Origin of the sequence: Idiomarina xiamenensis 10-D-4 (assembly GCF_000299895.1) — a bacterium.
Lineage (GTDB): Bacteria > Pseudomonadota > Gammaproteobacteria > Enterobacterales > Alteromonadaceae > Idiomarina > Idiomarina xiamenensis.
In genome coordinates this window covers 106,676-128,503 of the sequence record NZ_AMRG01000006.1, presented here as the reverse complement: position 1 = coordinate 128,503, position 21,828 = coordinate 106,676, and the positions used below count along the sequence as shown (strand labels likewise).

19 protein-coding genes, 3 tRNA genes and 1 pseudogene are annotated in these 21,828 nt (G+C 49.3%); 17 read left to right on the top strand and 6 right to left on the bottom strand.

Annotation, left to right across the window (positions count from 1 at the left end):
- Window positions 1-3: 3 nt before the first annotated feature.
- Complete coding sequence (locus tag A10D4_RS06345; RefSeq protein ID WP_008488450.1) at window positions 4-1,842, bottom strand: tetratricopeptide repeat-containing diguanylate cyclase; 1,839 nt, start codon at window positions 1,840-1,842, stop codon at window positions 4-6.
- A gap of 155 nt (window positions 1,843-1,997) precedes the next feature.
- Here A10D4_RS06345 and A10D4_RS06340 point away from each other — a divergent pair, with 155 nt between their 5' ends.
- Complete coding sequence (locus A10D4_RS06340; protein ID WP_008488449.1) at window positions 1,998-2,645, top strand: MBL fold metallo-hydrolase; 648 nt, start codon at window positions 1,998-2,000, stop codon at window positions 2,643-2,645.
- Between the two features lie 90 nt (window positions 2,646-2,735).
- Here A10D4_RS06340 and A10D4_RS06335 read toward each other — a convergent pair whose 3' ends face one another.
- Window positions 2,736-3,431, bottom strand: a complete 696-nt coding sequence (locus tag A10D4_RS06335) for an SIMPL domain-containing protein (protein WP_008488447.1) — start codon at window positions 3,429-3,431, stop codon at window positions 2,736-2,738.
- Between the two features lie 160 nt (window positions 3,432-3,591).
- On the opposite strand from A10D4_RS06335, the gene A10D4_RS06330 reads away from it, so the two are divergent.
- The 10 genes and pseudogenes from A10D4_RS06330 (at window position 3,592) to A10D4_RS06290 (ending at window position 11,064) form a co-directional block, all read left to right on the top strand.
- Entirely contained in the window at window positions 3,592-4,086 is a 495-nt protein-coding gene (locus A10D4_RS06330) for a regulatory protein RecX (RefSeq protein WP_008488446.1), read from the top strand.
- A 99-nt stretch (window positions 4,087-4,185) separates the two neighbouring features.
- Window positions 4,186-6,459, top strand: a complete 2,274-nt coding sequence (gene alaS, locus A10D4_RS06325; RefSeq protein ID WP_474515756.1) for an alanine--tRNA ligase — start codon at window positions 4,186-4,188, stop codon at window positions 6,457-6,459.
- Window positions 6,402-6,764: pseudogene (locus tag A10D4_RS14580) on the top strand (DHHA1 domain-containing protein); the annotation flags it as partial. The gene alaS and the pseudogene A10D4_RS14580, both read left to right, overlap by 58 nt.
- Window positions 6,765-6,999: 235 nt before the next feature.
- Complete coding sequence (csrA, locus tag A10D4_RS06320; protein WP_008488445.1) at window positions 7,000-7,200, top strand: carbon storage regulator CsrA; 201 nt, start codon at window positions 7,000-7,002, stop codon at window positions 7,198-7,200.
- Between the two features lie 253 nt (window positions 7,201-7,453).
- A tRNA-Ser gene (locus A10D4_RS06315) sits at window positions 7,454-7,546 on the top strand.
- A gap of 5 nt (window positions 7,547-7,551) precedes the next feature.
- Window positions 7,552-7,628: transfer RNA gene (locus tag A10D4_RS06310), tRNA-Arg, on the top strand.
- 20 nt (window positions 7,629-7,648) lie between these two features.
- Window positions 7,649-7,725: transfer RNA gene (locus A10D4_RS06305), tRNA-Arg, on the top strand.
- A gap of 122 nt (window positions 7,726-7,847) precedes the next feature.
- Window positions 7,848-8,066 carry an OadG family protein gene (locus A10D4_RS06300; RefSeq protein WP_008488444.1) on the top strand — a complete coding sequence of 73 codons (219 nt, stop codon included), beginning with the start codon at window positions 7,848-7,850 and terminating at the stop codon, window positions 8,064-8,066.
- Window positions 8,067-8,094: 28 nt separating this feature from the next.
- The gene (gene oadA / locus A10D4_RS06295; RefSeq protein ID WP_008488443.1) at window positions 8,095-9,924 is read left to right on the top strand and encodes a sodium-extruding oxaloacetate decarboxylase subunit alpha; all 1,830 of its coding nucleotides are present in this window, start codon (window positions 8,095-8,097) and stop codon (window positions 9,922-9,924) included.
- Between the two features lie 6 nt (window positions 9,925-9,930).
- On the top strand, window positions 9,931-11,064 hold the full coding sequence (locus tag A10D4_RS06290) for a sodium ion-translocating decarboxylase subunit beta (protein ID WP_008488442.1): 1,134 nt from the start codon (window positions 9,931-9,933) through the stop codon (window positions 11,062-11,064).
- Here A10D4_RS06290 and A10D4_RS14180 read toward each other — a convergent pair.
- On the bottom strand, window positions 11,061-11,234 hold the full coding sequence (locus tag A10D4_RS14180; RefSeq protein ID WP_008488441.1) for a hypothetical protein: 174 nt from the start codon (window positions 11,232-11,234) through the stop codon (window positions 11,061-11,063). The genes A10D4_RS06290 and A10D4_RS14180 overlap by 4 nt on opposite strands.
- On the bottom strand, window positions 11,231-13,855 hold the full coding sequence (locus A10D4_RS06280; RefSeq protein ID WP_008488440.1) for a response regulator: 2,625 nt from the start codon (window positions 13,853-13,855) through the stop codon (window positions 11,231-11,233). The genes A10D4_RS14180 and A10D4_RS06280 overlap by 4 nt, the downstream gene beginning before the upstream one ends.
- A gap of 158 nt (window positions 13,856-14,013) precedes the next feature.
- Here A10D4_RS06280 and gshA point away from each other — a divergent pair, with 158 nt between their 5' ends.
- Window positions 14,014-15,621, top strand: a complete 1,608-nt coding sequence (gene gshA, locus A10D4_RS06275; protein ID WP_008488438.1) for a glutamate--cysteine ligase — start codon at window positions 14,014-14,016, stop codon at window positions 15,619-15,621.
- 174 nt (window positions 15,622-15,795) lie between these two features.
- Entirely contained in the window at window positions 15,796-16,416 is a 621-nt protein-coding gene (locus A10D4_RS06270) for a transglycosylase SLT domain-containing protein (protein ID WP_008488437.1), read from the top strand.
- A gap of 38 nt (window positions 16,417-16,454) precedes the next feature.
- Here A10D4_RS06270 and A10D4_RS06265 read toward each other — a convergent pair whose 3' ends face one another.
- Both A10D4_RS06265 and A10D4_RS06260 read right to left on the bottom strand, forming a co-directional pair.
- Entirely contained in the window at window positions 16,455-17,753 is a 1,299-nt protein-coding gene (locus A10D4_RS06265) for an HlyC/CorC family transporter (protein ID WP_008488436.1), read from the bottom strand.
- Between the two features lie 116 nt (window positions 17,754-17,869).
- Window positions 17,870-18,664, bottom strand: a complete 795-nt coding sequence (locus A10D4_RS06260; RefSeq protein ID WP_008488435.1) for a cytochrome C assembly family protein — start codon at window positions 18,662-18,664, stop codon at window positions 17,870-17,872.
- Between the two features lie 145 nt (window positions 18,665-18,809).
- On the opposite strand from A10D4_RS06260, the gene ffh reads away from it, so the two are divergent.
- From ffh to trmD, 4 genes are all read left to right on the top strand, one after another.
- On the top strand, window positions 18,810-20,174 hold the full coding sequence (ffh, locus tag A10D4_RS06255) for a signal recognition particle protein (protein WP_008488434.1): 1,365 nt from the start codon (window positions 18,810-18,812) through the stop codon (window positions 20,172-20,174).
- A gap of 109 nt (window positions 20,175-20,283) precedes the next feature.
- Window positions 20,284-20,532 carry a 30S ribosomal protein S16 gene (gene rpsP, locus A10D4_RS06250; protein WP_008488433.1) on the top strand — a complete coding sequence of 83 codons (249 nt, stop codon included), beginning with the start codon at window positions 20,284-20,286 and terminating at the stop codon, window positions 20,530-20,532.
- Between the two features lie 12 nt (window positions 20,533-20,544).
- A complete protein-coding gene (rimM, locus tag A10D4_RS06245; protein ID WP_008488432.1) occupies window positions 20,545-21,075 on the top strand; it encodes a ribosome maturation factor RimM in 531 nt (176 codons plus the stop codon).
- A complete protein-coding gene (gene trmD / locus A10D4_RS06240) occupies window positions 21,075-21,827 on the top strand; it encodes a tRNA (guanosine(37)-N1)-methyltransferase TrmD (protein WP_008488430.1) in 753 nt (250 codons plus the stop codon). Before rimM ends, trmD begins: the two co-directional genes overlap by 1 nt.
- The last annotated feature ends 1 nt before the right edge of the window (window position 21,828 follow it).

Below are 21,828 nucleotides of genomic sequence, written 5' to 3'. Positions count from 1 at the left end.
CGTTCATCTAGCAGCAATGATCAGCCGTCGACGGCCTTGGTGCTTGGCCGAGTAAAGCGCTTCATCGGCGCGCTTATACAAACGCTCAAAACTGTCCTTACCCGCTTGGCTAGTGACAAAACCCATGCTAAAGGTTAACGGATAATCATTATCGACACCCTCGATACTCTCTGCAGATAAGGCTTGACTTAAGCGTTCAAAAATTAATTCGGCGTGGTCGTCGGCGGTATGGTTGAGTACTAACAACCATTCTTCTCCGCCAAGACGTCCGTGGTAGTCGCCTTGCCGTAGAACCTTATCGGTAACTTGAGCGAAGCGTTGTAATACACGGTCTCCAGCATCGTGACCAAAGCGATCATTAACCTGCTTAAAATAGTCAAAGTCGATAATGGCTAAGGCTACCGAGCTGCCTTGTTGTTTTGCTTCAGCTAAGCTGCGCTGGGCTTGCTCGACAATAGCTCGTCGATTCGGTGCGCCGGTCAGCTCATCGGTCATTGCCAGCCGTGCAAAGCGTTTGCGTGAGCGGATTTGACGGGTAAGTAAATAGACTACGATTAGCGTCGTCAAAACGGCTAAAACTACTAGTGTGAACAAAAAGTATGCGTAGGTTTGTTGTTCTTTAAACTGCAGCTGTTGTAGTTGGTTTTCTTTTTTTAATAATTCGTTGGTGGTTTCTTGTTGTTTGATTTCCAACCGCACAATCAAATCGCGCAAATTACGGTTATTGAGCGCGCGCTGACGCTTATCGAGTAATTCACTGTACTGATGGAAGTACTCAAGTGCAGCGCGATAATTGCCTTCTTGTTCGGCTATTTTTGATTGTAAAAAACGATAATCGGTTAATAATGCGGTATCGGCTAGCGCCTCTATCAACGGCGCGAGTTGCACTACACGTTGCTTAGCGGGCTCAAGCCGTTGTTGATTCAAATCCCATTCAGCCAGCGTCAGCATGACTTCTGCCGTTTTCGGACGGATGTGCTGCTGCTGATACGCTTGCAACGCCTGTTCGAGCTGTTGTCGGGCGGTATCGTAATGCTGTTGGCGTTGCTCAATATTGGCTAGCGCTTGGGTAGCGTAAGCGATGCCCAAGCTATCGTTGAGCTCGCGGCTGATTTGCAGCGCTTCGAGTAAATGTTGTTGTGCGGCTTGGTAGTCGTCCCGTTGTTGCTCAGCGGTACCTAAATTATACAGTAGAACCGACACATCCCAGCGACCAAGCGATTGTCTGGCGATGGCTAGCGCAGTTTTGATTTGCTCGGTACCGCGATGGTAGGCGCCTGCATCTAGATAAACGTCACCCAGCAACGCGTGAAACTCCATTTGCAAGCGCTCGTTATTACTGTGCTCGGTCTTTTCCAGTGTTTCTAAAATACTCATGGCGCGGCTCAAGTCACCCAATGATTGCGCTACCTGTGCTTGGCTGATGCTGGCTTCGATTTGTAAGTCAGGGCGTTGACTACGGGCTGCGGCTTGGCTGGCGGCACTGGCTTGTTGCGCGGCTTGAGCTTTTTTGCCTTGCTGTAATAAATTGAGCACCAAATTGATGCGTAACAACGTTTCTGCGACGTCATCCGGATCTTCGTCGATCAAACCAAGGCCCTGCTGAATGGCTTGAAATGAAGCGTTCTCATCGCCTAAGTTACGCCATGCTTGGGCGCGAACGGCGTAAATTCTAGCCGCTAATGCCGGCTTCGGCTGTTGTTGTAACTGAGCCTCGGTTAGCTCGAGTACGCGCTGCGGTTCATCACTGCTTAAACGGCGCCATTGCTCCCACTCTTCGGCTATTGAAGAGCCTGTAAAGACAGTCAGCAGTAGGGTGAAAATAACCAGCAGTTTACGCAAAAGAGGTTGCCTGTAATGTTATAGTTATGCAGATTTAGGCTTGTTATGAAATTGTTTCAACGGCCTTAATTGTACTCACGGCTCTTGATAAATCAATCAGTCAGCGCCGATAAAGTTGTCTAAATGCCGATAAATAAAGGGTGTCGTCAATCATGTTGAAATTAACTATCGTGCCAGTCACGCCATTCCAACAAAACTGTTCGATTGTTTGGTGTAGTGTCAGCAATCGTGCTGCGATTGTCGATCCCGGTGGTGATGCTGAGAATATTAAGCAAGTGGTTGCCGAACAAGGCGTCACGGTCGACAAAGTTCTGTTAACCCATGGTCATTTGGATCATGCCGGTGCTGCTGCTAGCATTGCTGAACATTATCAAGTGCCGGTGGTGGGACCACATCGTGACGACGACTTTTGGTTATCGCAGTTACCACAGCAAGCGCAACGCTTTCAGTTCGCCGCTCAGGTTGAGCCGTTAGTACCTGATCAATGGTTAAATGACGGTGAGCAAGTGACTGTGGGGGAGCGTCAGTTACAGGTGTTGCATTGTCCTGGACACACGCCCGGACATGTGGTTTTTGTCGATGTTGAGGCAAGAGTTGCCTGGGTTGGCGATGTGCTTTTTCATGGCAGCATTGGCCGTTCAGATTTTCCTCGTGGTGACCATCAACAATTAGTGCGTTCTATCCGCGAACAACTATGGCCGTTGGGTGACGATATCACCTTTATTCCGGGACACGGGCCGACCTCAACCTTTGCCGAAGAGCGTGCGAATAACCCCTTTGTTGCCGATAGCCGTTTTGGTTGAAGTAGACTTATCTGATCAAGCATAAAAAACGCCAGCACAGGCTGGCGCTTTTTCGATATAACGCTTTTTCCACATAATAACGCGGTTACATTATTGCAGCGTAAAAGTCACTTCGATTTGTGCTTCGACGCTCTGTTGACCCGGCAACGAGACATCACTTTTTGAAACCCGTTCTGCAGCCATCATCATCACTCCATAGCGCGGCATAGATTGCTCACGAATATTAATTGCATGACCCAAGCTTAAACCTGCGCGTTCCGCGATAAGCTTTGCTTTTTGTTGGGCTTGGGCGTAGGCATCGGTCAGTGCCTGCTGATATATGGCATCGGCGTTGCTGATTTCATACTGCATATTGGCAACGCGGGTAACACCCTGTGCTAGCGCCATGTCGACGATTTTATCGTAGTGGCTAGTATCACGCAGAGTGACACGGATCTGGCGCTGCACGACAAAGCCTTTTTGTTGCGTCTCTCCGTTATCATTGCGCTCGTATTGTGGATAAACCTGCAATTGATAAGATTGAATATCTTTTTTATCGATATCGCGTTCGAGCAGGTCACGTAGCACTTTTTCGCTGGCTTGGTCGACTTGTGTTTTTAGCGAGCTGAGCTTTTGCCCACGTTCTTCGACCCACAAGGTCAAACTCATTTGATCGGGGACGGCATAGTGGGTGGCTTGACCCGATACGGTGACCGACGGTGTATTGTTCATTGCATTACTATTTTGTGCTTGCACCTGGCAGGCTGAAAGTAATAACGCGGGAATTAACCACATAATTTTACGCATAAACTTATCCTTGTAGTTGAAAAATCAATGGAAAATAATCAGCGTAGGGCTTAGAGCCCGTGTATGTACGCAAAGTTCATTGCCAGCATGACAATCCTTTGCAATCACTATAGCCTATGTGCCATGATTTTTCTGCCAAGTAGGCAGCACTGGAAGGTTTATGACGTCGTTTAATTCAGCACCGGATGAAGACGCTGCGCAGCAGCAACTTGCTCAACTGCGGCAGAGCGTATTGCGACTGCTAACCCGGCGAGAACACAGCCAACTAGAATTGCGCCGCAAGCTGCAACAAAAGGGTTGGCCTGTCGAGCTGATTAACGAGGCGTTGCAATGGGCGGCGGAGCAGGGCTGGCAAAGTGAACAACGCTTTTTGCAGAGTTTTGTGCGGGCACGCTTGGCGAATGGCGATGGGCCATTAAAAATTATTGCGGCGGGGCAGCAAAAAGGTTTGTCAGCAGCGTCGATAAACGAGACCTTTGCTGAACTGTCGATAGACTGGTTACAGCGCTGCCAGGCGCGTCGCCAACAACGCTTTGGTGAAGCCTTACCCAGCCCAGGCAGAGAATGGCAGCGTCAAGCTAGATACTTGCAACAGCGCGGCTATTTACCCGACCAAATCAAGCATACGCTGGCGACAAACGATGTTGCTGACTAGTCGCAGCGTCTAGGCGTGATGTTGCTTTCGTGCTAGCATGCGCTGCTAAAATTTGCACTTTTATTGTCACTTACAGACTTAGCTAACAGGATATATTCGATGAGCATGACCAGTGCCCAGATTCGCGAAGCTTTTTTGAGTTACTTTGCTGAACGGGGCCACCAGCGGGTGGCGTCTGCATCTTTGATCCCCGGTAATGACCCGACATTGTTATTTACCAATGCCGGTATGGTGCCGTTCAAAGACGTTTTTATTGGTTCAGAAAAGCGCGGTTATGACAAAGCTACCTCGGCACAGCGCTGCTTACGCGCTGGCGGCAAGCACAACGACCTTGAAAATGTGGGTTACACCGCGCGCCATCATACGTTCTTCGAAATGCTGGGTAACTTTAGCTTTGGTGATTATTTTAAGCGCGAAGCGATTAATTATTCATGGAAGTTCCTGACCGAGGTGTTACAACTGCCAGCGGAAAAGCTGTGGGTGACGGTATTTACCGAGGACGACGAAGCTTACGATATCTGGGCGCAAGAAATTGGCGTACCAAGCGACCGTATATCGCGTATTGGTGAAAAAGATAACTTTTGGTCGATGGGTGACACCGGACCATGCGGGCCGTGCTCCGAGATCTTTTATGATCACGGCGAAGAGGTTTGGGGCGGACCACCAGGAACGCCTGAAGAAGACGGTGACCGCTACATCGAAATTTGGAACCTGGTGTTTATGCAATTTAACCGTCAGGCCGATGGTACCATGGAACCGCTACCCAAACCGTCGATTGATACCGGCATGGGTTTGGAACGTATTGCTGCGATCATGCAGGGCGTGCACAGTAATTACGATATTGATATGTTCCAAGCGTTAATTAAAGCGGCTGCCAAGGCGACCGGCTGTCAGGACTTAAGTAGCAAATCACTGCGGGTTATCGCCGACCATATACGTTCAACCAGTTTCCTCATCGTCGATGGCGTCATGCCTTCGAACGAAGGCCGTGGTTATGTGTTACGACGCATTATCCGTCGTGCCGTGCGTCACGGTAACTTGATCGGCGCAAAAGGTAGTTTCTTTTACCAGTTGGTGGCTGAGCTGGTTAAACAAATGGGCGCAGCCTACCCTGAGTTAGTCGCTAAGCAGCAAATTATCGAAGACGCATTGCAGCGCGAAGAAGAGCAGTTTGCGCGCACGCTGGAGCGTGGACTGGCCATTTTAAACGACGCTATTGCCGAATTAGACGGTGATACCATACCGGGTGATGTGGTGTTCCGCTTGTACGACACTTACGGATTTCCACAAGATTTAACCGCCGATATCGCCCGTGAAAAGTCATTAAAAATTGATGAACAAGGCTTTGCCGAGGCCATGGCTGAACAGCGCCTGCGCGCGCAACAGGCGTCGCAATTTGGTGTCGATTATAACCAGCAACTACGCTCTGAGCAGCAAACCGAGTTTAGTGGTTATGAGCAAGCCGAAGATGACGCCACGGTGGTCGAACTATTCTGTGACGGTAAAGCAGTCGAGCGCTTAAACAAAGGTGATAACGGCATTGTGGTGTTAAGTAAAACGCCGTTTTATGCGGAATCGGGCGGCCAAGTTGGTGACACCGGTGAACTGCAAACTGCCGCTGGCACTTTTGTGGTGAAAGATAGCCAGTATATTGGCAAGGCGATTGGTCATCATGGTCAGGCGCAAGCCGATATCGCCGTTGGCGACAGTGTGCACGCGCGGATTGACGATGAGCGTCGGCAAGCGATCAAGCGTAACCACTCGGCGACACACTTATTACACGCCGCGTTACGCGACTTATTGGGCGAACACGTTAGCCAAAAAGGCTCATTGGTTGAGGCCGAGCGCATGCGCTTTGATTTTTCTCATTTTGAAGCCGTTAGCGCAGAACAAATTGCTGAGTTAGAGCGTGCGGTGAACGCGCAAATTCGACGTAACTTACCGTTAACGACTGAAGTGATGCCGATTGAGGCAGCGAAAGCTGCTGGTGCGATGGCGTTATTTGGCGAAAAATATGACGACAATGTAAGAGTAGTCACTATGGGCGACTACTCGGTCGAGCTATGTGGCGGTACGCATGTATCGGCTACCGGTGACATTGGCTTGTTCCGTATTGTTTCTGAGTCGGGTATCGCGGCCGGTATCCGTCGTTTAGAGGTGATGACGGGTGCTGCCGCCATTGCTTATATGCAAGCTCAACAGCGTCAGTTGGTTGACATCGCTGGGCTCTTGAAAGGTGATGGTCAGGCGGCAGTTGAGCGCGTTAAGGCATTGTTAGATAAGCAAAAGCAGCAAGAGAAACTGATTGCTAGTTTGCTCAAGCCGGTGCAGATTTGCTCGGTCAAGCTCAACAAATTAATGGACGAAACGTGATCATCGCTGAGTTGCCTGGCGCTGATCCAAAAACTTTCCGTGAGTTAGTCGATGATTTAAAGAACCAAATCGGCTCGGGCATCGTAGTATTGGGTACAGCTAATGGTGAAAAAGTCAGCCTTATCGCTGGCGTTACCAAGGATCTGGTTGGTCAAATAAAAGCTGGAGAATTGGTTAACCAAGCGGCCGCCGTGGTAGGAGGTAAAGGCGGTGGTCGCCCCGATATGGCGCAAGCTGGAGGTTCGAAACCTGAACAGTTGAGTGCGGCATTAGCGGCTGCTAAGCAGTGGTTAGAGAGTCAGTGATTAGAGTTATCGGGAAGGCGAATAACGGCTTACGTTAGATTCGGTTACAATTATGTAGATTAATATAGTGTAATTTGCGTAATGCTTGTTACTATATACTCACTCTATAGATCGTAATTGATTGATTGCGTAAATTAGTTGACGTTGGGACGTTCCGACTACCGATCGGTCAACCATAAAGGGAAATGTTCGTTGTTCGCTTACCGAGAACTGGACAGTATTGAAGGAGCAAACCATGTTAATCCTAACTCGCCGAGTCGGTGAAACCTTAATGATAGGTGACGAAGTTACCGTGACCGTTTTGGGTGTGAAAGGAAACCAAGTTCGGATAGGTGTCAACGCACCCAAAGAAGTTTCTGTCCACCGTGAAGAAATTTACATGCGTATTCAGGCAGAAAAAGAAGACGATAGTGGTGAAGAGGGCTCACAGACATAGTCTGTTGTAAAAAGTCATCTTGGTGCTGACGTTTGAGTAGTAGTGATGGTCTATTTAATTAGGTTTATGCAATAGAGCCGGCCATGTCGCCGGTTTTTTTATGTCTGATGTAATCCCTATTAACCATCAAAAATGGGCGATTTTGCAGGTTTTTTAAACGAGATGGTTAAATATCCCACATTCGAACACCAATTTGGAAAAAAGCGTTTGACATTATAGCCAACATCGCTAGAATTCAACGCCATCAAGACGCGGTGAGGTGGCCGAGAGGCTGAAGGCGCTCCCCTGCTAAGGGAGTATAGGGTTTGTAGCCCTATCGAGGGTTCGAATCCCTCCCTCACCGCCAGTAACGCGCTCGTAGCTCAACTGGATAGAGTACCTGGCTACGAACCAGGCGGTTGGAGGTTCGAGTCCTCCCGAGCGCGCCAGTCTTGATAACCCCGATGATGCGCTCGTAGCTCAACTGGATAGAGTACCTGGCTACGAACCAGGCGGTTGGAGGTTCGAGTCCTCCCGAGCGCGCCATTTTTTCTACCGCTATTTTTCTGCTGAATAACGACTATCTCCCTCTCTGCTAACATTGCATAATCCAAAACTTTTCGCTTAAATGTCGTTAACACTTTGTTAACTCGTGGAGTTAGTGGTTTATGGCCGACTCGCTCATTGCTGCCGCTTGGTTAATGGCTATTGGTATGGCAACCGTCTTTAGTTTCTTACTGATCCTTATCGCGGTGATTGTCGTTTCCAGTAAACTGCTGGTTAACCAGCAAACACTAGCGCCGAATAGCGACTCTATGACTTCCCCTTCAAGTACCACGTTGGCTGTCATTGCCGCTGCAATCCACCAGTATCGTCAACGCCGCTAGTGTCGCGACATAAGACACAGGAGTACCTATGAGTAAGCCTTTGCTGCTGACCGAATTAGCTTTCCGGGATGCCCATCAATCATTACTAGCCACCCGTATGCGTATCGACGACATGCTGCCGATAGCCGAGCAGCTCGACAGCATTGGTTATTGGTCGGTTGAATCATGGGGTGGGGCCACCTTTGATGCGTGTATTCGCTATCTGGGTGAAGATCCATGGGAACGCATTCGACAATTGAAGCAAGCCATGCCTAACACCCGTCAGCAAATGTTGTTGCGCGGCCAAAATTTACTTGGCTACCGTCATTACGCCGATGATGTGGTGAAACGCTTTGTCGAGCGGGCGCGAGAAAATGGCGTCGATGTCTTTCGTATCTTCGATGCCATGAACGATGTGCGTAACTTAGAAACCGCGATTATCGCGGCTAAGGCTGTCGAGGGCCATGCACAGGGTACTTTGGCCTATACCGTTAGCCCTGTGCATACCAAAGAAAAATGGGTAAAAATGGCTGAACAGCTGGCTGATATGGGCTGTGATTCATTATGTATAAAAGATATGGCGGGTTTGTTACGGCCTAATGATGCCTATCAACTGGTCAGTGCATTAAAACAGGCCGTCGACATTCCGATTGCGATGCAGTGTCATGCTACCACCGGCTTGAGTGGCGCCACTTACCAAAAAGCGATTGAAGCTGGCATTGATATGCTGGATACCGCTATTTCGCCTTTGAGCATGACGTACGGCCATTCAGCCACCGAAACCATTGTTGCCATGACAGAGGGCACTGAGCGGGATACTGGCTTAGCGTTGTCACAGTTTAGCGATATCGCCGATTATTTCCGCCAAGTGCGAAAAAAATATGCACAGTTTGAGGGCTCGTTACGTGGCGTCGATGCCCGTATTTTATTGGCACAAGTACCCGGTGGCATGCTCACCAACATGGAAAATCAGCTGAAAGAGCAAAATGCGCTGGATAAGTTTGATCAAGTGTTAGATGAGATCCCTGAGGTGCGCAAAGATCTTGGTTATATCCCGTTGGTGACGCCGACCTCACAAATTGTCGGCACTCAGGCGGTGCTAAATGTGATCAGTGGTAAACGTTATGCCACTATCTCAAAAGAAACCGCTGGCGTGCTAAAAGGTGAGTATGGTGCCAGTCCAGCCTTTGTTAATCGTGAATTGCAAGAGCGCGTGCTAAAGGGCAAAGAGGCGATTACTTGTCGTCCAGCCGATCTGTTGGAGGATGAGTTAGAGGCGCTAACCGAAGAGCTCAGAGAAATTGCTGACAAAGAAGGGTTTACGCTGGCGCAACAAGAGGTCGACGACGTCTTAACCTATGCATTATTCCCTCAGGTTGGTTTGAAATTCTTAAAAAATCGAGGTAATCCCGAGGCCTTTGAACCTGCGCCGAGTGCTGGCGATGAACGTGCGCAACAAGGCAAAGCCGTTTCGGCGTCGGCTGCCAGCCATGCTGCTCAGGCCAATCAAGGCGCAGGCGAGCGTTATCAGGTTAAAGTCGATGGTCAACTGTTTGATGTCGAAGTGGGGCCAGCGGGCACCATGACCGCTAGCGAGTCAGGCACGTCACCGACCACGCAGCCGAGCGCAGCGAGTGATAATAAGGTGACAAACGCAGGCGGCACTCAGCAACGCATCACCGCTCCGTTAGCAGGAACGATTTTCAAAGTGTTGGTGAAAGCCGGTCAGCAAGTCGCCGAAGGCGATACCTTATTGGTCATGGAAGCGATGAAAATGGAGACCGATATCAAAGCAGAGCAAGCTGGTCAGGTCGCCGAACTGTTCGTCGCTGAGGGCGATTCGGTGGCCGTTGGTGACCGTTTGCTAACGCTGGGTTAACGCCATATGCAGCAGCTACAGACACTCTGGCAAAGTACCGGTATGGCCGCCATGGGCTGGGGCCAACTGGTGATGATCATGGTTGGCTTTGTGCTGCTGTATCTAGCAATTGGCAAAAAGTTTGAACCGTTATTACTACTACCGATTGGCTTTGGTGCCGTACTGGCCAATATTCCCTTGGCAGGCATGAATGACGCTGGCGGTATTCTGCATTACATCTATTTAGTGGGGATTGATACTGGTGTCTTTCCGTTATTGATTTTTATGGGCGTCGGGGCGTTAACCGACTTTAGTCCTCTGTTAGCCAATCCGCGTGTATTGTTGCTGGGCGCCGCGGCACAGTTTGGTATTTTTGTTACGCTGTTTGGTGCGATTTTACTGAATGCGGTACCAGGCTTCGACTTCACCCTTGCGGATGCTTCGGCGATCGCTATCATCGGCGGCGCCGACGGTCCTACCGCAATTTTCCTCGCCTCAAAGCTAGCGCCTGATTTACTCGGCGCCATCGCCGTGGCGGCATACTCATACATGGCATTAGTACCGATTATTCAACCGCCAATCATGAAGCTGCTGACCTCGCCGCAAGAGCGCGCCATTAAGATGGCACAATTGCGTCCGGTACAACGACGTGAGCGTATTGCCTTTCCGTTGATTGTGGTCGTGCTGACGCTGCTACTGCTGCCTTCGGCGGCGCCATTAGTTGGCATGTTTTGCTTAGGTAATCTGATGCGTGAATCAGGTGTGGTTGAACGTCTGAGCAAGACCGCGCAAAACGAACTGATCAACATCGTCACGATTTTTCTCGGCTTGGCGGTTGGCGCTAAACTGTCCGCTGATGAGTTTTTACGGATAGAGACATTAGGTATTTTACTACTCGGCGCCTGTGCTTTTGCAATGGGTACTGCCGCCGGGGTGTTAATGGCAAAACTGATGGGTAAGTTTAGCCGTCACCCCATCAATCCATTGATTGGTGCTGCTGGCGTGTCTGCGGTGCCGATGTCGGCTCGGGTGGTCAACAAAGTTGGGCTCGAGGCTAATCCTCAAAACTTTTTGCTGATGCACGCCATGGGCCCCAATGTTGCTGGGGTGTTAGGCTCGGCTGTTGCGGCCGGTATTCTATTAGCGTTGGTCGGTGGCTAATACTGCGTGAGCCATAGCATCACGCTATAAAAAGCAGCAATGGTGGCACTGAACACGATAATATAAACAAAGCCTTGGCGGCCTTGTTTGAGGCTCCAGCCGTGCCAACGTAGATAAACCAGCCATAGCAAACAGAGTACGATAGGAATGATCACAAACAGTCTTATCATGTTTGACTCTCCTGATTAGGTTGGCGCTTGTGCCACTCACGTAAATCGAAGGCGGCTTGACTGGCTTGTTCAAGCAGCGGTTCCAAACCGGTAATTTGGTCAGCGACTTTATCGATTTCACTGTTTGCCATCGAACTCTCAAGTAGGGCGGCGCGCTTTTGCAATAACGTTAGGCCGAGATTAGCGGCGGCGCCTTTGAGCGAGTGGAAATAACGGCGCGCACTGTCATGCTGACCACGGGTAATGAAATCGGCCACCTTTAAGGCGCTGCCTCGATATTGCTCGACCAATTGGTCAACCAGCTTAGCGTATAAATCGACATTATGCTGCAAGCGTGCCAATGCACTGGCAAAATCAACGCCTTTACTCTGCGGGTAACGCGGTTTCGGCCGTTCGACTGGTGCTGCGCTGGCGCTGGCTGGAGCGGTACTAGTCGTGCGCTGTTGCTGATAATCTCCAGGAATACACCAACGAATTAACATGGCTAAGAGCTGGTCTTCGTCGATAGGTTTAGCGAGATGCCCCTGCATACCCGCTGCTGATGACTTCTCGGCGTCGCCGGTCATGGCGTTAGCGGTCATGGCGACGATTGGCAAGCGTTGATAGGAGAACTGCTGGCGAATCGTTTCAGCCGCTTTATAGCCGTCCATGACGGGCATCTGAATATCCATCAATACCATCGCATACGACTGCTGTTGGACTTTATCGACGGCCTGTTGACCATTTTCAGCGATGTCCACCTGAAAACCGTGACCGGTGAGCAATTCGCGCGCGACATGCTGGTTAATTTCATTATCTTCGACCACTAAAATGGGCGCTTGTCGAATTTGCTCGGGGATTTGCTGTCGACTGGGTTGTTCACTGCCGAGTTTACCTTGTTGGCCGCTGAGCACGGATGTTAACGAGCGCGCTAGGGTGGCGGCGGTATAGGGCTTAGTAATAAAGTCGGCGACGCCGGCGCGATGGGCTTGATCGGACATTTCTTCAGCATAGTAACCGCTGGCAATAATCAGTTTAGGCTTGTCGTGCAGTTGGCTATTTTGGGTAACTTGTTGGCAGAACTCAATACCATCCATGCCAGGTAAACGCCAGTCAACCAGCGCGACTTGATAGGGTTGTTCCGCTTCGGCTGCCGCGTTTAGCAGCGCTAAGCCTTGCTCCGCGGTGCGGCAAACTTTTACTTGCATACCATAAGCGCTCAGCATTTCATAAAGCATCTCACGGGTGCTGAGGTTATCATCGATGGCGAGAATACGAGTATTTTGTAGGCGTTTTAATAGGTTTTGATGATGCGAGCTGTCCTGACTGTCCTGCAGCGGCAGGGTTAATTCGATATAAAAGGTTGAGCCTTGACCCGCTGCGCTGGTGACGCCAATGTCGCCGTGCATCAGTTGTATTAAACGTCGGGAAATGGCCAAACCTAACCCGGTTCCACCGTATTTACGGGTGGTTGAGGTGTCAGCTTGGGTAAAGGCTTTAAATAAGTTTGCGCGCTGCTCTTCGTCCATGCCGATACCGGTATCGGTTACTGAGATACGTAACCAGACTTTATCTTCTGACTTATCTAGCAGCGTAACACCGACATTGATCTCACCGTCTTCGGTAAACTTAATAGCGTTACTGACCAGGTTCACTAACACTTGATTTAAGCGTAGCGGATCGCCCAGTAGCAGCGTAGGAATGCTGGCCGGTAGATTAATAATGAACTCTAAGTCCTTATCGTAAGCGCGAAAGGCGAACATATCCGCTAAGGTGGTCAGCACATCTTCTAAATCAAACGGTATTTGCTCCATCACCAACTTGCCGGCATCGATTTTCGAAAAATCGAGAATGTCGTTGATGACTCCTAATAACGCCTTGGAGGACGAATCAATGACGCGCAAGTAACGGGTTTGTTTGGCATCTAATTCGGTTTTCAAACATAAGTTAGCCATACCGACAATGGCATTGATGGGCGTACGAATTTCGTGGCTCATATTGGCCAAGAATTCACCTTTGGCTTGGTTGGCTTGTTCGGCTTGCTCCTTCGCTTGTTCCATCGCCGCCGCGACCGCCTTGATCGTCGTTATATCGTAATAGCTTCCTAAAATGCCGATCATGCGTTGGTGGTCGTCATACAAAGGAACGCTGGAATGTTCAACCCAACGTTGCTCGCCAGCTAAGCTAATCGCCAGCTCTTGATTACAATTGGCGAATGCGGTCTCTAAAGTGATTTTATCCAGTTCGCGTAATTGTTGGTTGGCGGCATTACTATCATTGACTGCTAAGTTTAATTCACTGGCTTCGGTCAGGCCGAGGTCGCGCACAAACGCGCGATTACCACCAAGCAAGCGTAGTTCGCTATCACGCCAATAAACGCGAGTCGGTAAGTCGTTGAATACCTGTTGTAACAGCTGTAGTGAGGTATTTGACAGGAATGGCTGAGCTAAGGGTTCGCGCAGGCTGTTGCGACGACTGTTCCACCACAGTAAACCACTTAGTGATAAACTCAGTACCACCATAATAGCCAGCGCATAAGCGCCGAAGGGTGGCGGTAAAAAGAGAAAAAGTGCTAAGCTTGCTAACTGTAAGACGGCGAAGCTGGCTTGCAAGTAGGGCCATCGATTTGGCGAAATCAGCATAATGGTTGGCTATGATAGTTAGTTGGCGATGTCTGCACGTATGATGCCATGTGCTAGCGACATCGCCAAGCCGATTAAATATCGCATGGACGACAGCGCTTTTTAACAGTAAGCTGAGCGCTATCTTTTCAGGAACACTGAGAGTACGGGTAACGATTTTGCAACCGACATTTGACGTCGCAGTGGCTGCACTGCAAAACGCGGATTTGCGACCTGCCTGGGGACAAATTCAACGAGGAGTTGAGCGTGAAGCATTACGTATCAACGCCGATGGTACGTTGGCGAGCTCGGCTCACCCAGCCCAGCTGGGAGCCAGCCTCACACATGCTATGATCACCACTGATTATGCCGAATCGCTGATGGAGTTCATCACGCCGGTAGCCAGCAATATCGAACAAACCTTAGCACAGTTACGTGATATTCATGCGGTAACTTACCGTGCTTTGGGCGATGAATTACTGTGGCCGGTCAGTATGCCCTGTTATGTCGGTGATGTTGCCGATATTCAGGTGGCGCAATACGGCAGCTCAAATAGTGGTCGTATGAAGACGTTGTATCGTTTAGGTTTAACTGAGCGTTATGGCGCCATGATGCAAATTATTGCCGGTGTGCATTATAACTTCTCGGTGCCGAAAGGAATTTGGCAGGCCTTGGCCGAGCTTGAGCAAGCACCGTTAAACCAACGCTTTATTTCTCAGCGCTATTTTGCCTTGATACGTAACTTTAAGCGTGTCAGTTGGGTGATCCCATATTTATTTGGGGCTTCACCGGCTATTTGCGAATCTTTCGTTGAGCATGCGCAGGCAAATTTAAGCTTTGAGCGCTTGCCGAATGGTTCATTGTATCGCCCCTACGCGACCTCATTACGCATGAGTGATTTGGGTTATACCAATAAAGAACAAGCGGCGCTGGGGATTACCTATAACTCGCTGGACGATTACGTCGCCGGTTTACGCCGCGCGATCTCAACGCCATCGACGCAGTTTGCGCGAATTGGCGTCAAAGACGGCGAGCAGTATCGCCAGTTGAATGCGAATATCCTGCAAATTGAGAACGAGTTTTATGCCACGATTCGTCCAAAGCGTGTCACTAAAGGTAATGAAACCCCAACTCAGGCTCTAGAGCGCGGTGGCGTTGAGTACATCGAGGTGCGGGCATTGGATGTTAACCCGTTTAGCGATGTCGGCATAACGGCAGAGCAAATGCGTTTTTTAGACTTGTTACTATTTTATTGCTTGCTGCAGCCCAGCGCTGAGATGAGCTTGCAACAACAGCAGCAAGCCGAGAAAAATTTTAATAAAGTGGTTCTGGACGGTCGTGACCCTCGTTTAAGCTTGGATGATAACGGTCAATCGCGAGCGATGGTCGATTGGTTGGAAGAACTGTTTGCCGATTTGCAACTGTTAGTACCTTTGCTGGACAGTGCCAATAATGACAGTGCTTATGCGCAGACGCTGCACCAGCTCTATCAGTGCGTGCTCAATCCGGAGTTGACGCTGTCGGGACAGGTACTATCGATATTGCGCGATGGACAAAGTAACGCCGAATTGGCGTTACGTTTAGCACAACAATATAAGGCTGAATTGCTTGAGCATCGTTTAACGGAGTTCAGTGAGCAGCAATTTAGTGATTGGGCGGAGCAATCGATACAGGCCCGACGACAACGCGAGACTGACGATAAAGGTAGCGATTTTAGCCAGTTTTTAACGACCTATTTCGCTAACGCTGCGCGTGCGGTCGACGCTTTGGATGATAGTGTCGCTTAAGCCATAGGCGGGTTTATTTGGATTACATAGCGCGCTAAAAGAAAAGGCGCCGTAAAAACGGCGCCAAAAAGACACTAGGGGAGAACCATGAAGTGTGTTCATCTGTCTACTATGACCTAAGCTAGTGTAAAAAAGTTTCATCGATATAAAAATAATCGTGCGCGAGGATTGTCAGTGACGTTAACAAAACGCCGAACTGGGTTAGTGGCGGCTAGTTTATTGCTGGTTGGTTGTGCGACACCGCCACCGTCAAACCCCGATAATTTATGTGATATTTTTGAAGAAAACCGCGATTGGTACCATGCCGCCGCTGATGCGCGTGATCGCTGGGGCGCGCCTATTCAAGTGCCAATGGCAATGATGTATCAAGAAAGCTCGTTTCGTCATGACGCGTTGCCGCCGCGTGATTATCTACTGGGGTTTATTCCTTGGGGGCGTGTGAGCTCTGCCTATGGTTACTCGCAAGCAAAAACGCCAACCTGGGAAGATTACAAACGCGAAACCGGCAACAGCTGGGCTAGCCGCGATAGTTTTGAAGATGCCATTGATTTCATGGGTTGGTTTATTTGGAAAACGCATAAAATCAACGGTGTTTCAAAGTGGGACGCGTACGGTCAGTATCTAAATTATCACGAAGGGTGGGGTGGTTACCGTCGCAAAACGTATTTGCAGAAACCCTGGCTAGTCAAAACCTCGCGTATCGTCAAAAGCCGAGCGTCAACCTACGGCGCACAATTACGCAGCTGTGAAGAAGATTTGCAACACGGCTGGTTATGGCGTCTGTTCTTTGGTTAATACTGCGTTGGCGAGAAATGGCTAGCGTGCTTATTAGGCTAGCCATCTTCGTCTTGCGTTGGCGATAAGTAATAGTCGGGCTGAATACGAGCCATTTTAATGGTGTTGTCGCTAACATCGATGATTTCTATTGGGTATCCGGCTAAACGTACACTCATATTGACTTGCGGAATATCGCCTAGTTGCTCGATGATCAGACCGCTAACTGTTTTTGGACCGTCGGTGGGTAATTCCCAGTTCATCTCTTTATTGAGTTCGCGAATGTTGGCGCTACCCTCAATCAAATAGCTACCGTCGGGTTGCGGATGCACAATTTCGCTTGGGGTTGGACTCATGCTGGTGGTGAAGTCACCGACGATTTCTTCAAGAATATCCTCTAATGTCACTAAGCCTTGAATATCTCCGTATTCGTCGACTACTAAGCCAATGCGCTCTTTGTTGCGCTGAAACTTTAATAACTGTACGTTTAGCGGCGTGCCTTCAGGAATAAAATAAATATCGCGAGCAGCCCTAACCAGAATCGATTTATCGGCTTCAAACTGATTCTTACTCATCAAGCGCATAATATCGCGAGCATGTAAAAAGCCAATAGCATCATCAATATCTCCGCGATACAGCAATAGCCGGGTATGCTGGCCTTGCGATAACTGTTTAACAATAACTTTCCAATCGTTATTGATGTCGATGCCGATGATATCGGCGCGTGGCACCATGACATCTTCAACCGCAACTTTTTCTAAGTCTAAAATGCTTAATAGCATCTCTTGGTGCGATGACGGTATTAAACTCCCGGCTTCGTTAACAACGGTGCGCAACTCTTCTGAACTGAGGGCCTCGGCACCCTGTGTTTGGCTCGGTCTAATCCCCAATAAACGCATAAAACCATTGGTGATCATGTTGACGAAACTGACCAACGGATAACACAGTTTTAGTAACCACTTTAATAATAAAGAACTGGGAAACGCGACCCGCTCAGGATACATAGCGGCGATAGTTTTTGGCGTCACTTCGGCAAAAATCAAAATCACCAAGGTTAAGCCAAAGGTGGCGACCACAATACCGGCGTCGCCAAACCAGCGTAAGCATAAAATGGTAGCGATGGACGACGCGGCAATGTTAACTAAGTTGTTACCGATCAGTATTAGACCAATCAGGCGGTCGGGGCGATCGAGCAGGCTTTGTACACGCAACGCCGAGCGGTTTTGTTGCTGCGCCAAGTGACGCAAGCGGTATCGGTTGACCGACATCATACCGGTTTCGGAACCGGAGAAGTATGCCGACATCAGCAGTAGTACGGCAAGAATTATGAGCAACGTACTCGTCGATATGTCGTCCAAGAAAGGGATCCTTTATGATTCAAACCAAAGAGTGCTACGCCACTGGCGTAGACCAAAACTTGATAATTTAGGCATCGTGCTGGCGAAGTCAAGCCTTTAGGTAGCGAGTAAACGACTTAGCTAAGTAGAATATCTTTGACAAAGCGACTACCAAAATAAGCCAAGGTGAGGATAAAGCCAGCGATAACGGTGGTGATCACTACCGCTTTGCCACGGTCACCGCGCCAACGATGACGAATTAACACCACCGCATAGATGACAAAAGCTAGAATAGAGAGCACCGTTTTGTGAATTTGCGCCTGCGCCAACATATTATCTAAAAAGGCGAAACCGCTGATAATAGCAAAAGCTAGTAGCACACAGCCGGCGGTCAATAATCGAAAGAAATAAGTTTCAACGGTCAACAGTGGTGGTAAATAATTTGCTAACACGTTGGCTTTGCGGGCTTTTAAAACGCTGTTTAAATACATCAGTTGCAAGGCGTATAACGTAGCTAATGCTAGTACACCATAAGCGACCAGTGACAATACGATGTGGATAACCAAGCCGTGTTTGTTGTCTAAATTAGCACCCCAGTCGACCGGTGCCAGAGCTAATAGCAGCGTGCTGAGCGCGGCAAACAGTAAGATCACCGGGCGTAATAACAAACTTCCCGCCTTATTGCCGCGCAGTGTCGAGAGCAAGGCGAGTAACCAAGCCACGGTAGACAAACTACTGGCAATGTTTAAATGGTCAAATTGGTCGGCTTGCAATAAATAAAATAGCAAGCCACCATGCGCCAACAGGCCGATTACGGCCAGCGCAGTGACTAATAATTGACGTTGGGGCTTGCCCGGCGTTAATTGACGCAGCGCGATAAGCGCGCTAGCAAGGTAAGCAATAATAGCAATGACGACTAAAACGGCGGTCATGTTGCAACGGCCTGATCGAAGGTTGGTGGTGAACTTTTCCCGAGTATACGGCTTAATCGTATTAAACCCAATACTGACGGGCGAAACTTTATTGAGTCTGCGTTATACTACGACTAATTTTTGCGGTAATGGAAGCTAAGGTCGCATGTTTGAGAACTTATCTGAGCGTTTATCGAAAACGTTAAAAACGGTTACCGGGCGTGGCCGTTTAACCGAAGACAATATTAAAGAAACGCTGCGTGAAGTGCGTATGGCGTTGTTAGAGGCGGACGTTGCCTTACCGGTGGTGAAAGCCTTTATTGCCAACGTTAAAGCTCGCGCTGTCGGCACCGAAGTGAATAAAAGCTTGAGCCCCGGTCAGGTATTCCTAAAAATCGTGCAAAGCGAGTTGGAAGCCGCGATGGGTGAGGGCAATGTGCCACTTAACCTCAATGCACAGCCGCCGGCGGTGATTTTAATGGCCGGTTTGCAAGGTGCTGGTAAAACCACCAGTGTCGGTAAACTGGCTCGCTTTTTACGTGAGCGACAAAAGAAAAAGGTGCTGGTTGTCAGTGCTGACGTTTATCGTCCGGCAGCGATTAAGCAGTTGGAAACCTTGGCGCAAGAAGTCGAGGTAGACTTTTTCCCGTCGTCCACCGACCAAGACCCGGTCGCCATCGCCGAAGCTGCTATCGCCCATGGCCGTAAGCAGTTTTATGATGTGCTTTTAGTCGATACCGCCGGTCGCTTAGCTATTGATGCCGACATGATGGCTGAAATTCAGCGTTTGCACGAATCGGTTAAACCGGTAGAGACCTTGTTTGTGGTTGACGCCATGACTGGTCAGGATGCGGCCAATACCGCTAAAGCCTTTAGCGATGCATTACCATTAACCGGTGTCATTCTAACCAAAACTGACGGTGATGCTCGCGGTGGTGCGGCATTGTCGATTCGCCATATTACCGGCAAGCCGATTAAATTCTTAGGTGTTGGCGAAAAGAACGACGCGTTAGAGCCGTTCCATCCCGATCGTGTCGCCTCGCGCATTCTCGGTATGGGTGATGTGCTCTCATTAATCGAAGAAGTTGAGCGCAAAGTCGATAAAGAAAAAGCCGAAAAAGTTGCTCGTAAAGTGATGAGCAAAGGCAAGTTCTCGCTAGAAGACTTTCGTGACCAGCTGGTGCAGATGCGTGATATGGGCGGCATGATGGGGTTGCTCGATAAAATGCCCGGCATGGGTAAAATGACCGACCAGATCAAAGGTCAGATGGACGATAAGATGACCCTGCGGATGGAAGCCATCATCAATTCGATGACGCCTAAAGAGCGTCAACATCCAGACTTAATTAAAGGTAGCCGGAAACGCCGCATAGCCATGGGCTCGGGTACGCAAGTGCAAGACGTCAATAAGTTGCTGAAACAATTTTTGCAGATGCAAAAAATGATGAAAAAGATGAAAGGCGGCGGTATGGCCAAAATGATGCGCGGATTGGGTGGTAAATTACCGCCAGGTATGTTCCCGGGACGCTAGTCTTTACTTGCATTTGCGCTAAATATCAGTAGAATTGTCGCGCTCTCCGGCTTGGCTGCCGGCGGGTACTTTAACTTTATACATAACCAACAATTGATTGAGGAACGTAATGGTAACCATACGTTTACAACGTGGCGGCGCGAAAAAACGCCCCTTCTACCAAATGGTAGTGACCGATAGCCGCAATGCGCGTGACGGTCGTTTTATTGAAAATGTTGGGTTTTTTAACCCAGTCGCTCGTGGTCAAGAAGAAAAACTTCGCATTGACTTAGAGCGTGTTGATCACTGGTTAGGTAACGGCGCTACTTTGTCTGAGCGTGTTGCTAAGCTAGTTAAAGACGCTCGTAAAGCGGCTTAATGGGGTTTGCCGGTGACTGCAGTAACTAATCCCGTTGTCATTGGCCGTATTGGTGCGGTTTATGGCGTAAAAGGCTGGGTTAAAGTACAAACCTTCACCGACGACCAAGAAGCGATTTTTTCTTACAGCCCTTGGCTGTTAAGGCAGCAACAACAAACGCGTGAAGTTGAGGTAGCCGAATGGCGAGCTCATAATAAAGGCTTCATCGCACGTATCGACGGTGTTTCTGACCGTGATATGGCGGCGCAATTGACCGGTATGGATGTGGTGGTGGATGCCTCACGTTTACCCGAGCTGTCTGACGATGAGTTTTACTGGCACGATTTGATTGGCCTGCGGGTGATTAATCAGCAGGGGTATGACATGGGTGTGGTAGAACAAATGATGCCAACCGCGTCCAATGACGTGTTGGTGGTAAAGGCAAATGACAACGATGCGTTTGGTCGCCAGCAGCGACTGATCCCGTTTATTCAAAGCCAGTATGTTACGGCTGTGGATTTAACGGAAAAGCGCATGACCGTTGATTGGCCATCGGATTTCTGATGATCAACAAATGTCAGGTAGGCGTGATCACGTTATTTCCTGAAATGTTCTCAGCGATAACCGATTATGGTGTGAGTGGGCGAGCTGTCCGCGATGGGCTGCTAGAACTACAGTTCTGGAACCCGCGCGACTTTACCGAAGATAAGCATCGCAGCGTCGATGACCGACCTTACGGTGGAGGCCCAGGCATGTTGATACCGGCCGCTATCGCAGCCGCCAAGCAAGCATTAGGTGCCGATACAACGGTGGTTTATTTGTCGCCACAGGGGCAAAAATTAGTTCATCAAGGCGTGCAGCAGCTCGCTAACCATGAACGACTCATCCTCATTGCTGGACGTTATGAGGGTATCGATGAACGAGTCATAAAGCAGCATGTCGATGTCGAAGTATCGATTGGCGATTATGTACTCAGTGGTGGCGAATTGCCGGCCATGGTGTTAATCGATGCGATGGCACGTTTAGTGCCGGGTGTATTAGGACATCAAGATTCGGCGAACGAAGATTCTTTCGCCAGTGGCTTGTTAGATTGTCCTCACTACACGCGTCCTGAAGTGTTGGATGGGGAACAGGTTCCCGCGGTATTGTTAAGCGGTAACCATGACAACATTAGACGTTGGCGTTTGCAGCAGTCTTTAGGTAGAACCTGGTTGCGACGTCCCGAATTGTTAAACGACCTAGCTCTGACTGTTGAGCAAGAGGCTTTGTTGAGCGAGTTTAAATCGCAATACCAAGCAGCGCGCAATAAATCATAGT